This window comes from Dactylosporangium sp. NPDC000521, from assembly GCF_042898305.1.
Classification (GTDB): Bacteria; Actinomycetota; Actinomycetes; order Mycobacteriales; family Micromonosporaceae; genus Dactylosporangium.
The window spans coordinates 22,826-41,222 of record NZ_JBIAYW010000021.1 but is presented as its reverse complement, the minus strand read 5'-3'; the positions used below and the strand labels follow the sequence as shown (position 1 = coordinate 41,222).

General features: G+C 69.0%; 19 protein-coding genes and 2 pseudogenes. 13 read left to right on the top strand and 8 right to left on the bottom strand.

Features of this window, described 5'->3' with window-relative positions; all coding sequences use genetic code 11:
• Positions 1 to 2: 2 nt before the first annotated feature.
• The 3 genes from ACFY3L_RS43080 to ACFY3L_RS43070 form a co-directional block, all read right to left on the bottom strand.
• Positions 3 to 1,139, bottom strand: coding sequence for a substrate-binding domain-containing protein (locus tag ACFY3L_RS43080; protein WP_389338582.1), 1,137 nt, complete (start codon positions 1,137 to 1,139; stop codon positions 3 to 5).
• 93 nt (positions 1,140 to 1,232) lie between these two features.
• Positions 1,233 to 2,255, bottom strand: a complete 1,023-nt coding sequence (locus ACFY3L_RS43075) for an ABC transporter permease (RefSeq protein ID WP_389338579.1) — start codon at positions 2,253 to 2,255, stop codon at positions 1,233 to 1,235.
• 35 nt (positions 2,256 to 2,290) lie between these two features.
• Positions 2,291 to 3,046: an SDR family NAD(P)-dependent oxidoreductase gene (locus ACFY3L_RS43070; protein WP_389338576.1), complete on the bottom strand. Its 756-nt coding sequence runs from the start codon at positions 3,044 to 3,046 to the stop codon at positions 2,291 to 2,293.
• A gap of 264 nt (positions 3,047 to 3,310) precedes the next feature.
• On the opposite strand from ACFY3L_RS43070, the gene ACFY3L_RS43065 reads away from it, so the two are divergent.
• From ACFY3L_RS43065 to ACFY3L_RS43050, 4 genes are all read left to right on the top strand, one after another.
• Positions 3,311 to 4,195: a carbon-nitrogen hydrolase family protein gene (locus ACFY3L_RS43065; RefSeq protein ID WP_389338573.1), complete on the top strand. Its 885-nt coding sequence runs from the start codon at positions 3,311 to 3,313 to the stop codon at positions 4,193 to 4,195.
• A 65-nt stretch (positions 4,196 to 4,260) separates the two neighbouring features.
• Positions 4,261 to 5,235, top strand: coding sequence for a cyclase family protein (locus ACFY3L_RS43060; RefSeq protein WP_389338571.1), 975 nt, complete (start codon positions 4,261 to 4,263; stop codon positions 5,233 to 5,235).
• A gap of 62 nt (positions 5,236 to 5,297) precedes the next feature.
• Positions 5,298 to 6,992, top strand: a complete 1,695-nt coding sequence (locus tag ACFY3L_RS43055; RefSeq protein WP_389338568.1) for a dihydroxy-acid dehydratase — start codon at positions 5,298 to 5,300, stop codon at positions 6,990 to 6,992.
• 101 nt (positions 6,993 to 7,093) lie between these two features.
• Positions 7,094 to 7,804, top strand: coding sequence for a GntR family transcriptional regulator (locus ACFY3L_RS43050; protein WP_389338565.1), 711 nt, complete (start codon positions 7,094 to 7,096; stop codon positions 7,802 to 7,804).
• Positions 7,805 to 8,027: 223 nt separating this feature from the next.
• Here the strand turns inward: ACFY3L_RS43050 and ACFY3L_RS43045 are convergent, their stop codons facing one another.
• Together ACFY3L_RS43045 and ACFY3L_RS43040 are read right to left on the bottom strand one after the other, a co-directional pair.
• Complete coding sequence (locus ACFY3L_RS43045; protein ID WP_389338562.1) at positions 8,028 to 9,314, bottom strand: ABC transporter substrate-binding protein; 1,287 nt, start codon at positions 9,312 to 9,314, stop codon at positions 8,028 to 8,030.
• Entirely contained in the window at positions 9,311 to 9,835 is a 525-nt protein-coding gene (locus ACFY3L_RS43040; RefSeq protein ID WP_389338559.1) for a hypothetical protein, read from the bottom strand. The genes ACFY3L_RS43045 and ACFY3L_RS43040 overlap by 4 nt, the downstream gene beginning before the upstream one ends.
• Here ACFY3L_RS43040 and ACFY3L_RS43035 point away from each other — a divergent pair.
• A pseudogene (locus ACFY3L_RS43035) lies at positions 9,819 to 10,553 on the top strand (transposase); the annotation flags it as partial. The gene ACFY3L_RS43040 and the pseudogene ACFY3L_RS43035 sit on opposite strands and share 17 nt — an antisense overlap.
• A gap of 412 nt (positions 10,554 to 10,965) precedes the next feature.
• Here ACFY3L_RS43035 and ACFY3L_RS43030 read toward each other — a convergent pair.
• Together ACFY3L_RS43030 and ACFY3L_RS43025 are read right to left on the bottom strand one after the other, a co-directional pair.
• On the bottom strand, positions 10,966 to 11,649 hold the full coding sequence (locus tag ACFY3L_RS43030; RefSeq protein WP_389338556.1) for a response regulator: 684 nt from the start codon (positions 11,647 to 11,649) through the stop codon (positions 10,966 to 10,968).
• Positions 11,646 to 12,794 (bottom strand): sensor histidine kinase, encoded by a 1,149-nt coding sequence (locus ACFY3L_RS43025; protein WP_389338553.1) that lies wholly within the window; start codon positions 12,792 to 12,794, stop codon positions 11,646 to 11,648. The genes ACFY3L_RS43030 and ACFY3L_RS43025 overlap by 4 nt, the downstream gene beginning before the upstream one ends.
• A 194-nt stretch (positions 12,795 to 12,988) precedes the next feature.
• Between ACFY3L_RS43025 and ACFY3L_RS43020 the strand changes: the two genes are divergently transcribed.
• The 3 genes from ACFY3L_RS43020 to ACFY3L_RS43010 all read left to right on the top strand — a co-directional run bounded on the left by ACFY3L_RS43020 (position 12,989) and on the right by ACFY3L_RS43010 (position 14,307).
• A complete protein-coding gene (locus ACFY3L_RS43020; protein WP_389338550.1) occupies positions 12,989 to 13,513 on the top strand; it encodes a DUF1772 domain-containing protein in 525 nt (174 codons plus the stop codon).
• Positions 13,510 to 13,980, top strand: coding sequence for a hypothetical protein (locus tag ACFY3L_RS43015; RefSeq protein WP_389338547.1), 471 nt, complete (start codon positions 13,510 to 13,512; stop codon positions 13,978 to 13,980). The genes ACFY3L_RS43020 and ACFY3L_RS43015 overlap by 4 nt, the downstream gene beginning before the upstream one ends.
• A gap of 141 nt (positions 13,981 to 14,121) precedes the next feature.
• Positions 14,122 to 14,307, top strand: coding sequence for a hypothetical protein (locus ACFY3L_RS43010; protein ID WP_389338544.1), 186 nt, complete (start codon positions 14,122 to 14,124; stop codon positions 14,305 to 14,307).
• Positions 14,308 to 14,315: 8 nt separating this feature from the next.
• Here the strand turns inward: ACFY3L_RS43010 and ACFY3L_RS43005 are convergent, their stop codons facing one another.
• On the bottom strand, positions 14,316 to 14,741 hold the full coding sequence (locus tag ACFY3L_RS43005; RefSeq protein WP_389338871.1) for a winged helix-turn-helix domain-containing protein: 426 nt from the start codon (positions 14,739 to 14,741) through the stop codon (positions 14,316 to 14,318).
• Between the two features lie 148 nt (positions 14,742 to 14,889).
• Between ACFY3L_RS43005 and ACFY3L_RS43000 the strand changes: the two genes are divergently transcribed.
• From ACFY3L_RS43000 to ACFY3L_RS42980, 5 genes and pseudogenes are all read left to right on the top strand, one after another.
• Positions 14,890 to 15,045, top strand: a complete 156-nt coding sequence (locus ACFY3L_RS43000) for a DUF6131 family protein (RefSeq protein ID WP_389338541.1) — start codon at positions 14,890 to 14,892, stop codon at positions 15,043 to 15,045.
• 684 nt (positions 15,046 to 15,729) lie between these two features.
• Positions 15,730 to 16,089 carry a response regulator gene (locus tag ACFY3L_RS42995; protein ID WP_389338538.1) on the top strand — a complete coding sequence of 120 codons (360 nt, stop codon included), beginning with the start codon at positions 15,730 to 15,732 and terminating at the stop codon, positions 16,087 to 16,089.
• A 469-nt stretch (positions 16,090 to 16,558) separates the two neighbouring features.
• Positions 16,559 to 16,687 (top strand): hypothetical protein, encoded by a 129-nt coding sequence (locus tag ACFY3L_RS42990; protein ID WP_389338535.1) that lies wholly within the window; start codon positions 16,559 to 16,561, stop codon positions 16,685 to 16,687.
• Positions 16,688 to 17,100: 413 nt separating this feature from the next.
• Positions 17,101 to 17,259, top strand: coding sequence for a hypothetical protein (locus tag ACFY3L_RS42985; RefSeq protein WP_389338532.1), 159 nt, complete (start codon positions 17,101 to 17,103; stop codon positions 17,257 to 17,259).
• A 150-nt stretch (positions 17,260 to 17,409) separates the two neighbouring features.
• Positions 17,410 to 18,185 (top strand): annotated as a pseudogene (locus tag ACFY3L_RS42980) (SAM-dependent methyltransferase).
• The last annotated feature ends 212 nt before the right edge of the window (positions 18,186 to 18,397 follow it).

The following is an 18,397-nucleotide window of genomic DNA, read 5'->3' as shown; positions in this document are numbered from 1 at the left end:
GGTCAGTTGTAGACGTTCTTGAGTTCCTCGGCGGGCATCTGCGCCGACAGGATGGCACTGGTCGGCAGCGTCGGGTCGCACTTGGGCTGCTTGGCGCTGTCGAAGGTGTCCTCGTAGATCGGGATGTTGATGATTTCGGGCTCGTCGTTCTTGATGCCCTCCTTGGCGGCGACGGCCTTGCGCAGGGCAAGCCGGACGATCCACGTCCGGCTGGAGACCGTGACGATGTTGAAGCCCGGCTGCTGGGCGCTCAGCTGCTTCCACTCGCAGGCGAAACCGTTGAGGTCGTTCGCCGTCCACAGCGGCAGCTTGCGGTTGGCCGCCTGGAAGGCACGAATGCCGCCCAGCGAGCCGTCGCCCGAGTCGGAGATGATCGCGTCGATCTTCGGGTATTTCGTCAGCAGCCCGGCGACGACACGCTGCGTCTGGGCCGGGTTCCAGTTCGTGTCGATGGGCTTGCCAGGGTCGTTCAGCAGCTTCACGTTCTTGCAGGCCGCGTTGCTGGCGAACTCTTCCTCCACGCCCTTGATCTCGGTGGTGCTCTGGGTGTTGCCGGGCGTACCACCGAGGAAGACGACGTTGCCTCCCGCGTCGCCGAGATGCTCGCACGTCCACCGTGCCCAGGTGTGTCCGTCGTTGATGGTGTTGTGGCCGACGAACGTCGTGTAGTCCTTGCCCGGCGTGCCGCCCGGATTGGCGGTCCAGGGCACGACAGTCACGCCGGCCTGGAACGCCTCCCGGAGGGTGGGCAGCAACGCCTCGCCGGCGTCGGGGAAGACCACGATCGCGTCGGCGCCTTGGCTCACCAGCGCTTTGATGTCGCTGATGGCCTTCTGCGGGTTGTTCTGACCGTCGGAGTACGGCAGCACCGTGAGGTTGGAACACTTGCGTGCCTCGTTCTCGAACTCAGCACGGGCCGTCTTGCGCCAGGCGTTGTCGCCCGTGCCGTCCGCCAGCGCCACCTTCAGCGGTTTACTGCCGCAGAACTCCGTGATCGGCTTCAGCTGACTGACGTCGCCGATCCGGGTGCTGTCGCTGTAAACCTTCTCGACGTTCGTGGAATTCGCCGGGTCACCCTTCGGCGTCGCGCATCCCGTGATGGCGAGTGCGGCGGTGACCAGCGATCCGGCCGTCAGCATGTGGCGTCGTTTGTATGACATTGTCACTCCAGTTGAGGTGATGTTCCGCTTTACCGGCGGTCGAAGTCGTGGGCAGCAGTCCTTCGATCCGGGTCACCCAGCGGGGACTCCGGTTGCCTTGATGGAGCGAGCGGTCCGACCGAACCGCACCCGGCGCAGGATGACCGCCAGTGCGAGCACGGCCGCCTGCACGAGCAGCTGGACCGAGGTTGTGGCGCCCGCCGCCAGGACGACCTGATTGAGCTGCGTCAGGAACAAGGCCGCCCCGCCGGTGGCAACCGCGCTGCTCATGCCGCCGGTCAGCAGGCTTCCGCCGAGCACCACGCCGGCGATCGATGACAGTTGGTAGGTGTTGCCGAGTAGGATGTCGGGCGTCCGCAGGTAGCCCGCGAGCAGCAGGCCCGCCAGTGCATAGAGCAGCCCGGCCGCGACGTAGGCGGAGACCTGATAGGCCGACGTCCGGATGCCCAGCAGCCGCGCCGCCGATGGGCTTGCGCCCACGGCCATGAAGCGACGACCCACCACCGAGCGGCGCCGTAGCCACTGTGTGACGGCGATCAGGACGACGGCGATGATCAGCAGGTTCGGAACGATCCACACCGAACCGGCCGCGAACTCGCTGAATCGACGATGAGCCGATCCCGGAAAGCCCTTCGAGAGTTGCAGTACGGCGCCGATGAACACTGCGTTCATGGCCAGTGTGACCACGAACGCGGCGATCCGCAGTCGCACCACCGCTATACCGATGACGAGCCCACCCGCGGCACCGGCAAGCAGGCCGAGGGCGGCCGCGAGCAGCGCCGGCATGCCGGTCGTCTGGGGTACCTTGGTGGCGAACACGGCGGCGAGCGCCATCGCCCCGGGCACGGACAGGTCGATACCTCCCTGGCTGATGACGAACGACTGGCCCAGCGCGGCGATCGCAAGGATCGCGGCGAAGGGCAGCATGGACTGCAGTGCGGAGACCGAGAGGCTGCCGGGTGCGAGAATCGGACTGACCGCGAAGAGCACGACGGCCATCACCCACACCGGCACGAACGGACCGGGCGGCAGGCCCACCCGAGCCCGACGCGTCAGCGCGGTGGTTCGCTGCGGTTCGCGTAGGTCAGAAGACATGCGTATGCACTTTCTATGAGCCGGGAGTCAGCAGGTCAGACGGCGGTGTAGCCACCGTCGACCGGCACGTCGGCACCGGTGATGAAGCTCGCCAGGGGGCTCAGCAGAAATACGATCAACGCGGAGATCTCGGCGACGTCCGCGATCCGGCGCAGTGGATGTGCGTCCACGAGCACGCGTTCGGCCTCGGCCGGGTCGGGCTGGGCGGCGAGGTACGACCGTAGCTGATCCGTTGCTACCGATCCCGGGCTCACCACGTTGCAGCGGATGTCGTGCCGGGCGTAGTCGGCGGCGATCTGTCGGCTCAGTTGGAGCACCGCGCCCTTCGACGCGCAGTACGCCGGCTGATTCGGCAGGCCCACACGACCGGAGATCGACGAGAGGTTCAGGATGACGCCGCCCGTTCCCTGTCCGACCATCGCGCGGACGACGTGTTTGCACGTGAGAAACGTGCCGGTGGCGTTGACCCCGAGCACCCGGGACCAGTCCTCGAGCGTCGTCTCAGTCAGAGGCCGGGAGATCATCGTGGCGGCACAATTGACCAGGCCATGGATCCCGCCCCACTCCCGCGCCGCCGCCGCGACCGCGCCTCGAACAGCGGCTTCGTCCGTGACGTCGGCCGGGTAGGGAAGGGCCTGCCGCCCGTCGGCGCGCAGCTCTGCAGCGAGTCGCTCGACGGCGTCCGCACGATGATCGACCAGCAGCACGGCACTGCCGGCAGCGGCGGCCGCCCAGGCGGTACCGGCACCGATCCCGCCGCCAGCGCCAGTGATCATGACGACGTTGCTCATACCGACATCCTTCAATTCATAGCAGTTTCGGCCAGGGACTGAGAGCGCCCGGCCGCCGGGCGCCGCGGGCGCTCCAGGGGCACGGTGCGGCGCCAAGCGCTGTCACCGCGGCTCCCGATGGGAGGTGTTATCCACCGGCTTTACCTGCGTGAACGGCCTTTGAGCTTGAACGAGGCTGACACGCTGCATGCAGCATGTCAAGCCTTGTCGAATCATGTTCGTCAGTTGACGTGCTGCATGCAGCATGTTACGTTTCGATCCCCGTTGGAGCAGGAAGGCGGGTCAACCGAGGTGCACGAAACGGACAGAACGACGCGGGTCGCGGTCGCTCAGTTGCCCTCAGCCAAGCAGGATCTGGACGCCAACCTCGAGCGGGCGATCGATGCGATCGGACGCGCCGGAGCGGCGGGTCACGAGCTCCTCGTGTTCCCCGAGTGCGCGCTGAGCGGATACCTGTTCGACTCGCGCGCCGAGGCCGAGCGGCAAGCCGTCTCCATCGGAGACCGGCGAATCACCCACCTTGTCGATGCCTGCCGCCGGGCTTCGGTCATCGCCGTGGTCGGCTTTCTCGAGCTGGCCGACGACGTGCTGTACAACGCCGCGGTGACGCTTGGGCCGGGTGGAATCCTGGGCAACTATCGCAAGCAGCACCTGCCGTACCTGGGCGTCGACCGCTTCGTGGCGCCGGGCCTCGGCGACAGCCCGCGGGTGGTGGAGACCCCCGTCGGCAACATCGGCGTGATGGTCTGTTTCGACCTGCGGTACCCCGAGTCGGCGCGCGTGCTCGCACTCCAAGGAGCGGACATCATCGCGATGCCGACCGCATGGCCGCGCAGCGCCACCTTCCTCGCTGAGCACGTCACCCGCGTCCGGGCGCTGGAAAACCTCGTCTACCTTGCCGTCGCGGACCGGGCGGACGAGGAGAACGGCGTCACCTTCCTCGGCCACAGCCAGGTGGTATCACCCGCCGGCGAGGTGCTCGTCGACGCGGGGGATGCCGAAGGGATCTTCGGCGCCGACGCGGACCTCGCCCAGGCCCGGAACAAGAAGCTCGTGATCATTCCCGGCGAGTACGAACTCGCGGTCTTCGCCGAGCGCAAACCCGAGCTGTACCGGGAGATCACCCGGACCTCCGCGACCGGCTTGTAGCCGGGACGCCGTCAGCAGGGCAGAGCAAGGCAGGCAGGACAAGGCGGGTAGAAAGGAGATCGGCCATGTGCGGACCGGAGTTCATCACGCCGGAGACTCGAAGCAAGATCGCGGCGTACGCCGCCGAGTTCCGGAAGGTGACGAGGAGCCCCTTCGGTGCCGAGGACGAGATCGGCATGCTCAACCTCCTGTCGCCGGCATCGGCGCGGGAGGTGATGCGCCGGGCCGACGGCGGCGCCGCGATCGACCTCTCCGTGGACATGTTCATCGGCATGCCGTCGTGGATCAAGGCCGGCGATCCGGCCTTTCAACAGTGGATGACCCACACCCCCGATGGCACGGTGCTGGACGACCTGACCGGCGCCGGGCGCGCCCAGAACCAGCTGGTCTCCTACTCCGGCGACGCGGTGTCGATGTACACGCACACCGGGACGCACATCGACACGCTGAATCACTTCGGCTACAACGGCGAGATCTGGAACGGGTTCTCCGCAGCGCAGCACCTCAGCTCGCGACACTGGACCAAATGCGGCGCCGACAAGATACCCCCGATCATTGGTCGGGGTGTGCTCTTCGACGTGGCCGGTCTGCACGGCGTCGACATGCTGCCGGACAACTACGGCATCGGGGCCGACGACCTCGGCGGCGCGCTGCGACGGCAGGGAACGTCGTTCTTCCCGGGAGACATCGCCCTCATCCGCACCGGACGAATGACCCAGTGGCCGGATCCCCGACGGTACATCGACAACAGCCCCGGCCTGAACCTCGCGGGCGCGCAGTATCTCGCTCGCGCCGGAGCATCGGTAATCGGCGGCGACAATTCGGCGCTCGAGCAGATGCCCGCCGACGATCCAGAGAACTGGCAGGTGGTCCACACCTACCTGCTCGGTGAAGCCGGTGTGCCGATGATGGAGATCGTCGACTGTGAGCGGCTCGCCGCCGAGTCGCTCTACGAATTCGCGTTCATCGGCGCCTGCCTGAAGATCCGCGGCGCGACCGGGGCACCCATGCGCCCACTCGCGATGCCGTTGGCCGGCTGAGCACTGCCCCTGGCCACGGCCCAAATCGTCAGCACTTCGTACACGTTAGGCGAACCCCTGCAATGTCTGCACAAGAGTCCGTTTCCGCGATCGACCAAAGCCGGACCGCCTACGGCGACGAGGCCTTCAGCCGATACCTCCGCCGCGCGTTTCTCGCTTCCGCCGGATACGACGACGTCGATCTGGACCGGCCCGTGATCGGGATCGCGGTCACCACGTCCTCCTACAACACGTGCCACCGGGACATGCCGGCGCTCGTGGAGGCCGTCCGGCGAGGAGTCCTCGAAGCCGGTGGCCTGCCGATGGAGTTTCCGACGATTTCGCTCGGTGAGATCCTCACCTCGCCCACCTCCATGCTGTTCCGGAACCTGATGGCGATGGACACCGAGGAGATGGTTCATTCGCTACCGATGGACGCCGCGGTCCTGCTGGGCGGATGCGACAAGACCGTTCCCGCCCAGTTGATGGCCGCCGCTTCGGCGGACAAGCCGGTCCTGTTGGAGGTCGTGGGGCCGATGATGACCGGCAGCTGGCGTGGCGAGCGGGTCGGCGCGTGCACCGACTGCCGACGGCTGTGGGGACGCCACCGTGCCGGGGAACTGGACGCCGACCAGATCACCGAGGCCCGAGGCGAACTGGTGACGACCGCGGGCACCTGTGCCGTCATGGGTACCGCGTCCACCATGGCCTGCATGACCGAAACGCTGGGCATGATGCTCCCTGGCGGAGCCACTCCGGCTGCCGCGACCGGCGAGCGTCTCCGGCACGGGGCCGCAACCGGGCGCCGCGCCGTTGAACTGGCACGGCAAGGAGGGCCGGTGCCCAGGGAGATTCTGACGAAGGACGCGTTCGAGAACGCCATCAAGGTGCTCGCCGCGCTCGGCGGATCCACCAACGCCCTCGTTCACCTGGTCGCCGTGGCCCGACGCGCGGGCGTCGACGTTTCTCTCGCCGACTTCGACACCATCGGTGCCAAGGTGCCGCTGCTGGTCGACTGCAAGCCGTCCGGCGCGAACTACATGCAGGACTTCCATCGCTCCGGCGGCCTTCCCGCGCTGCTCAAGGAGCTCGAACCGCACCTGGAAACATCGACGCTCGGCGTCAGCGGGCGTCCGCTCGCCGAACTGCTCTGCGAAACTCACCCACGCGAGGACTGGCAGCACGTCATTCGCCCGCTCGGCGACCCGCTCGGCCCGCCCGGAGCGCTGGCCGTCCTGACCGGATCGCTCGCGCCCAACGGAGCGGTGATCAAGACCTCAGCGGCCAGCCCCGAGCTGCTGCGGCACACCGGCCCCGCCTTCGTGCTCGACGCTGACCAGGACATCGCCGCGATCCTCGACGACCCTGATCTCGACATCACGCCTGATCATGTTCTCGTACTGCGTGGAGCCGGGCCGATCGCGGCGGGGATGCCCGAGGCGGGCGCGTTGCCGATTCCCGGAAAGCTGGCACGGCAGGGCACCCGGGACATGGTCAGGGTCAGCGATGCCAGGATGAGCGGCACCTCGTACGGCACGGTGGTGCTGCACTGCGATCCCGAGGCGGCCGCCGGCGGGCCGCTCGCGATCGTCCGCAACGGCGACCTGATCCGGCTCGACGTGCCCGCTCGCCAGCTCGACCTCCTCGTGGATGAGGCCGAGATCGCCCGGCGCATGCGTGACTTCACCCCGCCCCCGCTACCCAGCCGTGGCTGGCGGCGGCTCTACGCCGAGACCGTCCTGCCGGCCAGTCAAGGCGCTGATCTATCCTTTCTGTAACGCTGACGACCAACCTGGGGAACGACGGTGCCAGCGATTTGTTCGTGGAGCAGAGGTCACGGTGGCCTCCTGTGCCTTGCCGATGGGAAGAGTGAGCGTGCGTGAAGCCGCTGTCCGGTGATCAGGCATCGCTGACCGAGCGTGTCTTCGAACAGATCAGGGACGCGATCCGCTCCGGCGAACTGGTCCCAGGCTCTTTGTATTCGGTTGTGGAGATCGCGAATCAACTCGGCGTTTCACGCACGCCCGTGCGCGAGGCGCTCCTGCAATTCGCGGCCAACGACATGGTCCGGTTCGAACGCAGCCGCGGTGTGCGCATCCTGGAACTCTCGGTCAAGGACATCGAAGAGATCTACTCGTTGCGGCTGCTGCTCGAGGCGCCGTCGGCATATCGCGCGGCCACTCGGATGACTGATCGCGAGCGTGCCGCGCTGACAAGAGCCTTCGACAGCATGCGTAAGGCGTGCGACATGGGCGACGAGCGCCTGTTCCAGAAACATGATCTCGTGTTCCACGAGACGATCGTGCGGGCGGCGGGCAACGAGCGCGTGGTTCAGGCGGTGGCGAACACCCGTTCTCAAATGCACGCGCTCGGCCTGTCGACCACCAAGACCCGGACTCTCGCCGACATTTTGGCGGTACACGAGAAGATCTACGACAACATCATTGCGCGAAACGCGGTCGGCGCCAGCGAGGCCGTGCAGGACCACCTCATCGGCACGCTCAAGATGCTGGTGCAGCAGTCGGCGGAAGGCGGCCCGGCGCTCGATGACTACGAGCCTCCGGTAACGCGGCTGAAGCCGATGGATTGACCTCGGCCGTTCAGAACGGCAGCCGCAAGCGCCCCTTCTGTGCCCTGTTGGCTTGGTGCGTCATCTGACCTCGACGCGGCCCAGCGGGTCTCGGCTCTCCGCGAGGTCCCCACGGCCGTAGGCCAGCTCGGGTCCGCTGGGTCGAGCGCGCTGCGCAGGTAGGCGGTGGTGAGCCGCCGCAGCAGTGCGACGCGCGCGGGGCCAACAACGCTTGACCCCCGCATCAGCGTGGCGGGATCTTGTCCTTGGTGACCGCGTTTTCGAGATCCCGGGCGAAGGCGTCCGGGTCGTGGGTGCGTACGTAGTTCGACACGGCGTAGTAGAAGCCCTCCTGGAACTCCGGGCTCATGGCCTCGCCGTGGGCGACCGACAGCAGCACCGATGAGCCCCAGAGGCTCTTCGAGGCATCGCGCTGGTAGGCGGACAGGGACGAAATGTCGATGTTCCGGAGCACCGGTACTGACCCCTTCGCCTTGCTGAACGGGATCTGGGTCGCCGGTTTGCTGATGTCGCTGAGGAAGGCAAGGGCGTTCTTGGCGTTCCTGGCTCTGGTCGCGGCCACGAAGACGTCGACAACCGCGAGGAAGCTGTCGCCGGTGCCGGGAAACGGCACAGCTCCGAAGTCTCTGCCCTCCCGTGCGCCGTCGGCGACCAGCTCGCCGTACGCGGAGTCGTTCAGGGACTCGAAGGCGCAACCACCGGCGGCGAGCTTCTTTGTCGCCGCGTCCCAGGTCAACGTACCGGCCTCGGGATCGGTGTACGCGAGGATGTCGCCGAAGGTCCGCAGCGCCGTCCGCACCTGCGCGCTGCGCCAGTTGAGGTGGTCGCCGCCCATGTCCTGCCAGCCCTTTACCCCGATGGTGCTGAGCAGCACGCTCTCGAACAGCTCGACGGTGGTGAACGGGTCCTTGCCGCCGAGACACAGCGGGGTGGCTCCGGAGGCCCTGACCTTCTGCAGACTGTCCAGGAAGGCGGCGAGGGTGTAGTCGCTGGAGGGCAGCGCGACGCCGGCTCGGTTGAGTAGCTCGGTGTTGAACCACAGCATATTGCTGCGATGGGCACCCGTCGGCACCCCGTACGGCTTGCCGTCGTGCATGAGCGAACGCAGAATGGTCGGCTGCATCGTCGCGCGCAGGTCACCGTCGGTGAAGACCGACGTGACGTCGCGGATGACGCCGCGGTCGGCGTAGCCTTGCACGGACTTGCCCGCGAAGGTCTGCCAGACGTCGGGTGGGTTGCCGTGCTGCAGCCGTTTGGACAGCGCCACGACCGCCTGTGACCCGGCGCCGCCTGTGACCGCGGCGTTGACGACGTCGACATTCGGATTCGTCTGGTGCACGGCGGACAAGAGGACGTTCAGTGCGGTGGCCTCCGACCCGGAGGTCCACCACGACACGACCTCGAGCTGCTTGGTGTCCGTCGTGGCGCTCGTCGGCTTCTGCGCGCCGCAGCCGGCCACGGCGAGCGCTATGAGTGCGACTACCGCGACCGCGCGGCGCTGGCGGTTCATGCCGCGCTCCCGGTGACGGTGCTCGGCCCGGCATCGCCGGGCAGGCCCGACTCGGCGCTCCCGCGGACGGACCCGGGCGCGGCCCTGAGGTCGTAGAGGGCGTAGAGCCCGACGACGGCAAAGCAGGCGGCTGGGACGACAAAGGAGATCGCCGCGCTCGTCTGGTCCACGAGCTTGCCCTGTACCAGGGGCATGATCGCGCCGCCCACGATGGCCATCACGAGGCCGGCGGCGCCGAACTTGGTCGCCGGCCCGAGCCCTTTGAGGGCAACGCCGTAGATTGTCGGGAACATGAGCGACAGACAGAAGGACAGGGCGACCCCGGCGAGGACCCCGGCGAGGTTGGGACTCGACATCGCGAACGCGCAGAGCATCACCGCCAGCAAGGCCAGCACGGCGAGCACCTTGGTGGCGCGCACGCGACCAATCACCCACGTCATCAGGAAGCGTGATCCGAGGAAGACGAGCAGGCTGACCTGAAGAAGCGAGGGTGGTGAAGACGGGAAAGTCCGCGCCGACACCACCGTGGTGTCGGCGAACGTTGACTACCCCACCGACACCGGCCTGCTCGCCCGGGCAGTCGGGCGGATGTCCCGCCTGGTCACCCGGATCAGGGCTGTGGGCGCCGCGCCACGCACGCCGTTTCGGGACCGTACCCGCGCCGCCGGGCGGCGCGTCCGGGCGATCGCGGCGCACCTGCGGCTGCGCGGCGCGCTGGCCCGCGAAGAGGCGCAGGCCACCATCGCCCGGATCCTCGCCGAGCTGGCTGGCCTGGCACAGCGCAGCGCCGTCGAGGCGCGGGTAGTGCTGCGCAACGCCCGCCGTGGCCTGGCCCGGGCGACCGGCCGCGCCAGGGGCCGGCTTCGTCGCGCCGCCGACGAACTGGCGGTCATCATCGACCGCACCGACCGAGTAATCGTCCAAGCGCGGACCCGGCTGGTCGGCGGTACGCCCGACTCCGCAACCCGCCTGGTGAGTCTGCACGACCCCGACGCCCGCCCGATCGCCAAGGGCCGCCTCGGGAAACCGGTCGAGTTCGGCTACAAGGCCCAGGTCGTCGACAACGTCGACGGCATCGTGCTCGACTACACGGTGGAGCAGGGTAACCCTCCCGACGCGCCACAACTGGCCCCGGCGGTCGAACGGATCACCCGCCGCACCGGCCAGCCTCCGGGCGCGGTGGCCGCGGACCGCGGCTACGGCGACGCCGCCGTCGAGACCGACCTCCACGACGCCGGCGACCTTCGGTGTCGTTGCGGAGTTGGACGATGGCCATGACGCTGCAGGGTGCTGCCGGTCGACGCGACGAGGTCGGTCAGGTGGGTGTTCGCGGCTTTGACCTTCCTGTCGATGACGGCGACCTCGGTGATCAGCTCTGAGGCCAGCTGCCGGCGGGTACGTCTGACGACGTCGCGGGGCCGGCCGGTGTTGAAGGTTAGGGGTCCGAGTCCCTTCGGGCGCGCAACATCAAGAGGCGGCTGAGCTGTGGAAACGCAGATCAACCGCTTCTCTTGTTTGTCCACTGTGGACCTGAAGTGCTCCGAAGGTGACCGGCTGTTTCGGAGTGGTTCAGACCGGCTCGTGCCGGTCGACGCTCGTCTGTGCCAACTCGCCTGGATCTTGACAGCGACGTCGGCGGTCGAACCGCTCTTCAGCAGGGTTGTCCGGGCTTCTGACGGCTTCCGGGGGTCACGAGTCCGGTTTCGTAGGCGATGACGACGAGTTGGGCGCGGTCGCGGGCGTCGAGTTTGGTCAACAGGCGGCTGACATAGGTGCGGGCGGTGTCCGGGCTCAGGTGCAGTTCGGCGCCGATCTCCGCGTTCGACCGTCCGGTGCCGACCTGTGCGAGGACGTCCCGTTCGCGTTCGGTGAGCCCGGCGAGTCGCCGGGGGTCGGCCACGGGGGAGCGGGCCGCAGCGGCCAGGACGCGCCGGGTGACGGCAGGGGAGAGCAGTGCGTCTCCGCCGGCGACGGTGCGGACGGCGTCGCGCAGGGCGTCGGGTGGGGTGTCCTTGAGGAGGAAGCCGGCCGCGCCGACGCGGATGGCGTCGAAGAGGTACTCGTCGTCGTCGAAGGTGGTCAGCATAACGACTTGGACGTCGGTGAGGTGCGGGTCGGTGAGGATGCGCCGGGTGGCCTCGAGGCCGTCGGTGCCGGGCATGCGCACGTCCATGAGCACCACGTCGGGTTGCTCGGCGCGGACGGCGTCCAGGCCCGTTGCGCCGTCGCCGGCCTCGGCGACGACGGTGATGTCCGGTGCGCGTTCGAGCAGCGCGCGGAGCCCGGCGCGGACGAGGTGCTGGTCGTCGACGATGACGACCCGGATGTCCGTCATGCGCTGCTCCCGGCCAGCGGCAGGCGTGCGTGCACCCGGAACCCACCCAGCTCGCTGTTGCCGGCCTCGACGGTACCGCCGAGCAGTGCGACCCGCTCGGACATCCCGCGCAGGCCCTGGCCAGCGGTGTCCAGTGGTGGGCCGGGCGGTGCGCCTCGGCCGTCATCGACGATCTCGAGTGACAGCCGGGGTCCTGCCGCCTGGACGGTGACGTGCACCTGGCTGGCGTGTGCGTGCCGCAGGGTGTTGGTGAGGGCTTCCTGGACGATTCGGTAGGCGGTCGTGGCCACGACGGCGGGCAGCGTGTCGACCCGGCCGGTGACGCGCAGTTCGACGGGCAGGCCGCTGTGGCGTACGCCGTCGACGAGGGTGTGCAGTTGGTCGAAGCCCGGTGCGGGTTCGCGGGTCCCGGAGTCCTGGCGGAGAGTACGCAGGGTGGCGCGCAGCTCGGCCATCCCGCTGCCGCCAGCCGAGCCGATCGCGGCGAGCGCGGTCCTGACCTGGTCCGGCGCGTTGTCGGCGAGGGCCTCCTGCGCCACCGCCGACTGCAGCGTGATGACCGACATCGTGTGGCCGAGGGTGTCGTGCACCTCCCTGGCGATCCGCAGTCGCTCGGCCTCGACCTGCCGGGCGGCCTCCCGGCGGCGGTCCTCGACGGCGGCGGTGGCCTGCCGGGCCATCTCGGTCCGCAGTGACCTCCTGCTGCGGACCGCGTCGCCGAGAGTGATGACGGCGAGCATCAGCGCGGCCTCGGAGCCGAGGTCGAAGCCCACGACGATCGAGACGTCGTCGCCCTCGACCAGCCGCATCCCGACCGACAGTGCCAGCAGTCCGCCGCCGACGATCGCGGCCGGCAACACCCTGCCGCGCTCCGCCGCCGTGTACAGCACGGCGGCGGTCGGTGCGGCCAGGCCGATCGCCGGGAGGTCCAGCGAGTAGTACACGACGATGCCGGCTGCGGTGACCAGCAGCGCGGGGGTCGGCCACTGGCGGCTGCACAGCAGCAGCGCGCCGAGGCCGGCCGCGAAGCCGTAGGCGAGCGCAGCCCGGCCGGGCGGCCCTCCGTCGGTGACTACGGCCGCCGCGACCAGGCAGAAGGTGGCGACACCGAGCAACGCGTCGGTGTGGGTGGGTCGGCAACGCACACCAGCAGCGTAGAACGGCGCGCCGAGCTGCCGCTGTCGCTGGGGAGCGTCCGTTTCCCGGCGCCGCGTACGCCCAGAAGCGATCCCGGTGCGCTCCCGCAGGCGGCAGACGGCAACGCTCACGAACCGCAGCATGGTTGACGACCAGATGGACCGCGCCCGCAACGGTGCGATCGACGCAGGAGGACTCGGACGTGTCCCGTACCAAACTGACCTGGATCGTGCTCGTGATGCTCGTGTGGGCGGCGATGCTGTCCTTCGGTGGTGTTGCGGCTGAGACGGTCATGCTCTACCCGAACATCTTCGGCGACGCCCCGGCGTCGCTGGAGCGGGCCCGCGAGTTCATGGTCGCGGGCGGCCCGAGCGACTACTTCCCGCCGCTGGGCGCCACGGTGGTGCTCAGCAGCCTCGCCGCGGTACTGCTGACGTGGCGCGACCCGCGGCTGCGGTGGTGGATCGCCGGTGCGGCCGGCGTCTTCATCGCCTGCGAGTTCCTGTTCTCCGCGGTGTTCTTCTGGCCGCGCAACGAGATCATGTTCGTCGACCCGGTCGGCACCCATTCCCCGCAGTATCTGCGGCAGGTCGCCGAGGAGTTCGTTGCCGGACACTGGGTGCGTCTCGCCGGCGGCGCGGTCACCGCTGCGCTCGCCTTCACCGCGCTGCTGCGCTTCACCCGCGATACGGCCCGCGTGGCCGCCGTCGCTGAGGTCGCGCGATGAGCCGGCCGCGCCGCGTGCTCGGGTTCTCCTGGCCGGTGCTGGTCGGCCTTGCCGCGCTGGCGGCTCCCCGGGTCGTGCTGCACGACCTCGGTGTCGTCACGGAAGGCAGCTTCGTCAACGGGCTGCTGGTCTTCCTGCCGCCGCTGTGCTGGATCGCCGCGGTGCTGTGGAGCCGGCCGCCGCGCCCGTTCCTGACCGTCCTGGTCATCGGCGCGCTCTACGGCGTGTTCCTCGCCGCGGGCCATCAACTGCTGTGGGACACCGCCTTCGACGGCAACACTCCGGCCCTCGGCGGGAACCTCACCGACCTCGACCCCACGGCGCAGAGCGGCATCCTTCGCGTCGCCGCAGCGGCGTCCAGCCTGGTCACCGGGGCGATCGTCGGTGCGATCACGGGCGCCGTCGCCGAACTGCTGTGCCGAATCGTGCCGGGCCACCCCGAACGAACCGACGACGCCGGTCGATAGTGTGCCAGCTCCGGCAGCGCATGCCCTGTCCCCGCCGGCTACGCACCCGGCCGGCCGCACCCCGGCGGCCGCGGGTACCGGCTGGTCATCGCGATCGATGGCAAGGCCTTGCTGGGTGCCTGCCGCGCCGACGGTAGCCAGGTGCCCGGCAGGATCTCGTACAGGGGCCAGGCCAGGATCGACAGGACCGGGTTGCCGCTCGCGGCGGCCGCGGTGGAACGCGGCGTGGGCGGTGAGGCACTGCTGCAGGTTGGTGCTGTCCGGGTTGAACAGCGCCGCGCGGAGGTCGGCCGGCGTGCGGTGCTGGGCGGCGAGGCCGGCGGTTGAAATTTCGATCATGCACCGGACTTCGAACGCGTCCTGCATGGTTGCCGCGCCGGCGGTGACGAGCCGTCCGACGCCCGCGGCGAAGGCGCTGCTGATTGTGTCGGTTCGGGGATTGCGACGTAGTTGCCGCCCTGCCTGCCGCGGGTGGTGATGATCTGCAGGGCGCCGAGTTGGCGGAGCGCTGTCCGGACGGTGGCGCGGCCCAGCCCGCTCGACGCCTGCAGTTGTGGTTCGGTCGGCAGGCGCTGGCCTGGCCGCCACACACCTGCCAGGATCGCTCGCCGCAGTTCGGCGGCGAGCGCCTGGTAGGCGGGAGGACTGCTCAAATGCGCTGACGGTACGACCGGCGTCTGCCTGTCGGGAGGGATTGACGGTCCGTCACGCTGCCGAGTGGTGTCTGGTGCTGCCGGCCGTGGTCGGCTGGAGCAGCTCATGGGTCCGATGCTGTGCGCGCCGTGTTCCTCGGTCATGGTCGATGCCGGGTCGGGACGGCGACCAGGCGGCGGTTCGCGGTGGACCTGGGGGGTTATTCGCGGGGGCGCAGGGTAGCGCGGATCCTCGACGACTTGCGTGGAGGTGCGCATGTTCATCCTCGGTGTGGTGCTGCTGCTGCTCGGCTGGTTCCTGCACATCACGATCCTGACGACGATCGGCGTGATCCTACTTGTGATCGGCGCGGTGCTGTTCCTGCTCGGCGCAGTTGGGCGTCCCGTCGCTGGACGGCGACATTACTGGTAGGTGTGCGATCGGCCGCCGGACCGCCCAGTCGGTGCGTTGCTGACTGGTGGCGGCTGACCCTTCGCCGCTGGACCAGGTGCCTGCGGGCTTGGTGTCGTCCATGTTCGGGGGCCGGACCCAGCTGGATCAACACAGTTCTTGCAGTGACCGACCGACCGGTAGCGGGTCGATGTTTTAGATCCGTGACAGTGGGTAGGCAGGGCGCCGGGTAGAGGAAGGCGCCGGAGTTCGCCGCCGACCGAATGATTCGTCGCGTTGTTCACAGCCGGCGGCCGGGGAGCGAGGCGGCGCCCGGCCGCCGGTGCCCACACGCGGTGTCGTGCGGCCTCCGGTCCGGGACGCCCGAGAATGATGCGGTCCAACCCGGCTGGCGCCGAAGCCTGGCACGGCAGCCTCAACTCACGCTGGCCACCAGCCCAACGGAGCTACTGCCTCGCTACCGCCCCGGTTGAGCCCGGAGCGTCTGCAGTCTCGACCGTTGCCACACCAGGCACAGCAGCCGCACCCCTGCCGGCCGCGCTGACCATCATGCCGGTAACGGCAACCAACCCAGCACCGGCCAGCACGTCCCGGAATGGGCCTGCGACACCCGCCGACGACCGTATGATCATCGACGTCGGCATCACACGCGCGGCTCCGAGAGCAGCAGCCGGATCCGCACCACCCGGAGGGGAGGCAACGGCGATGGCGACAGTTGTGATCATCGAGGATGACAGCGACCACGGCCCGCTCATGCGCGACCGCCTGGAACACGACGGGCACACCGTCCGCCTCGTCCCCGGTGCGGTCGGTGCCGTCATCGCCGCCGACGCTGACATTGTCCTGCTCGATGTGCACCTGCCGCACATGTCCGGCTTGGACATCTGTCGCGAGCTGCGCCGGACCGCGGCGACCGCGGATCTGCCCATCGTGACCGTCTCCGCGTACGCCACCGCCACCGACCTGGAACGCGCCCACCAGGCCAGCAGCAGCCGCTACGTGAAGAAGCCGTTCCGGCTGCAACACCTCGCCGACACCGTCGCCGAACTCGTCGCCACTTCGTGAACGCGAACCGCTGACGTCCACACGGGAGGCTGTCTCGTATCGGTCGCGTCGCCGGGGCGAGGCAGGTGCGCGGTCTGCGTGCCACGGTGCACACGTTGGGCTGCTGTGAGCGCTGCTCGCACCGGCGCGACGACGCGGGCGCGCTACCGGCTGCTCGCGGTGTCGGTGTGGCGTCGCCGCGGGGGACGGCACAAGGCGGTGGACAGACCGAGGATTGGCCGGAACCCCGCGCGCAGGTACCAGGTGGTGACCTGCGGGTCATGGGTCTGCGCCACGACAGCGATCTGTTCGCGGTCGGCGCTACGTTGCAGTGGCCGCAGCAGTTGGGTCGCGGCGTGCCAGTCGGCCGGGTCTGCAACCAGGGTCGCGTCGCCTCCGCCACCCGCGCGTAGGTGCTCAGCGGCAACGTCCGGGCGCGGCGGCGCTGGGCCGGACACCGGCGCGGACCGCAGGCAGGACGGTTGTCACCATGAGGCACCACCTGGCCGGTCAACACCAGCCACCCGGCGGCCGCACAGACGGCGCCGATGATGCCGTCCACCAGTACGCCAAGGAGCATGAGCAGCGCGGCCGGGCCGAATACGACGACGGCGAGTAGCAGCGCGCTGGCCAGCCTGATCGCGGTCACGCGCCACGACCACTGCTGGCTCATCCTGGGCAGTTCTCGGACGATGACGACCGCCCGGTCAACGATAGCCGCGACAGCACCGTCGGGCGTGGCCGATGGCCAAGGCGTGCAGCAGGACCGGCCAGGTTGGCACTTGCGCCGGCCGTGCGAGCCGCACCTGCCGCAGGAACTGGGGCTGGAATCGGCCGGCAGCCAGCCATGCCAGAGCGGGCAGGTGCCGCCAGCGCGGACGGACATCGTCCGGGATGACCTTCGACGTTTCTCGATGGGTGGCCGGCGTGACCCTCGCCGGTGGCCGGACGGGCCATTCACCCACCGGTCCTGGGTTTCCCGGGTGCCGTGCGTAGCGCTCGATCGGGATCGGGCGCCGCAGGTGCTTGCCCGTGCGGGGCCGATCTGCCAGCGGGGAGGTCGAGTTGGACGGTGAGGTGTGGCTTCCGGTCCGCGGTGTGCAGTACCGCTCCGGCGGCACCGAGGTCGGCACCGAGGTCGGCGCCGTCAAGGTGTTCGTCCGAGCCGCCAAACTGCGCGTCGCACCCTGACTGCCACTGATCTGCGGCGCCGCGAACCGCGGAGGCCCGGTCCGGTCCGCATGTTGCGGTGCCTGCGGCTTGTACCGTAGAGCCAGGCTGAGTGTCACAGCGACTGGAAGGGGGGAACGGATCGTTTTGCCGGAGTGGGTACCTGACGAGGTGGACATCACCACGCCGAACGCGGCGCGGGTCTACGACTACGCCCTCGGCGGGTTTCACAACTTCGCGGTCGACCGTCAATTCGCCGAAGACGCTGAACGTGCCTGGCCCGGCATCATCCAGCTCGCCCACGACAACCGCGCTTTCTGGGCCGGGCGGTGCGGTGGCTGGCCGCCACCGGGATCCGGCAGTTTCTGGACATCTGCTCGGGCATCCCGACGCTCGGCAACGTCCACGAGGTGGCACAGCACGCCGTCGCCGATGCGAGGGTCGTCTACGTCGACATCGACCCGGTCGCGGTCGCGCACAGCCGGCGGATCCTGACCTGCAACCCGTACGCTACCGCCATTCACGGCGATCTGCGCCGCCCGAAGGACGTCCTCGGTCACCCCGAAGTGGCCGAACTGCTGGACTTCTCCGAACCGGTCGGGGTGCTGATGGTGGCGGTGCTGCACTTCATCGCCGACGCCGACGACCCCGCCGGTGTCCTGCGGCAGTTCGCCGATGCCACCGTCACCGGCAGCTGCGTCGCGATGTCGCACGCCGTCCTCGCCGTTGACTCGGCTGGGCAGGAGAACGTCCGCCGGCTCTACCAGCGCACTCCCACCTCCCTGCATGTGCGCACTCCCGCTCAGATCACCGACCTGCTCGCCGGATGGCAGGTACTCGCTCCAGGGCTGGTACCGATCAGTGACTGGCATTCCGAACCGGAGGACGCCGACGACCCTCCGCAGCGGTCGGCGTTCGGCGGCGTGGCCCGTAGGACAGCCGACTGAGATCCCGACGTCTACCGTCACATCCACCGCCCTGTCGATGTCCTGCCGCTGACCGCCTACCCGGTGGGGCGCCCGGGCACCTTCGGGCACCATCCCGTTCACCCGTTCGGTGGGCGGGGTGGTGCTCGAGGACCGAGGCGGGTCACACTGCCAGGCGGAGGCCCTCCGACTTCCCTTGCCGCCACGGAATGGAGATGGGGTCAAGCCGATGT

What these genes read in the sequence shown, in the direction of transcription:
- ACFY3L_RS43080 (WP_389338582.1), bottom strand. Translation starts at nt 1,139, where the DNA reads ATGCTGACGGCCGGATCGCTGGTCACCGCCGCACTCGCCATCACGGGA.
- ACFY3L_RS43075 (WP_389338579.1), bottom strand. Translation starts at nt 2,255, where the DNA reads ATGTCTTCTGACCTACGCGAACCGCAGCGAACCACCGCGCTGACGCGT.
- ACFY3L_RS43070 (WP_389338576.1), bottom strand. Translation starts at nt 3,046, where the DNA reads ATGAGCAACGTCGTCATGATCACTGGCGCTGGCGGCGGGATCGGTGCC.
- ACFY3L_RS43060 (WP_389338571.1), top strand. Translation starts at nt 4,261, where the DNA reads ATGTGCGGACCGGAGTTCATCACGCCGGAGACTCGAAGCAAGATCGCG.
- ACFY3L_RS43055 (WP_389338568.1), top strand. Translation starts at nt 5,298, where the DNA reads ATGTCTGCACAAGAGTCCGTTTCCGCGATCGACCAAAGCCGGACCGCC.
- ACFY3L_RS43045 (WP_389338562.1), bottom strand. Translation starts at nt 9,314, where the DNA reads ATGAACCGCCAGCGCCGCGCGGTCGCGGTAGTCGCACTCATAGCGCTC.
- ACFY3L_RS43030 (WP_389338556.1), bottom strand. Translation starts at nt 11,649, where the DNA reads ATGACGGACATCCGGGTCGTCATCGTCGACGACCAGCACCTCGTCCGC.
- ACFY3L_RS43015 (WP_389338547.1), top strand. Translation starts at nt 13,510, where the DNA reads ATGAGCCGGCCGCGCCGCGTGCTCGGGTTCTCCTGGCCGGTGCTGGTC.
- ACFY3L_RS43005 (WP_389338871.1), bottom strand. Translation starts at nt 14,741, where the DNA reads ATGAGCTGCTCCAGCCGACCACGGCCGGCAGCACCAGACACCACTCGG.
- ACFY3L_RS43000 (WP_389338541.1), top strand. Translation starts at nt 14,890, where the DNA reads ATGTTCATCCTCGGTGTGGTGCTGCTGCTGCTCGGCTGGTTCCTGCAC.
- ACFY3L_RS42995 (WP_389338538.1), top strand. Translation starts at nt 15,730, where the DNA reads ATGGCGACAGTTGTGATCATCGAGGATGACAGCGACCACGGCCCGCTC.
- ACFY3L_RS42990 (WP_389338535.1), top strand. Translation starts at nt 16,559, where the DNA reads ATGAGGCACCACCTGGCCGGTCAACACCAGCCACCCGGCGGCCGCACA.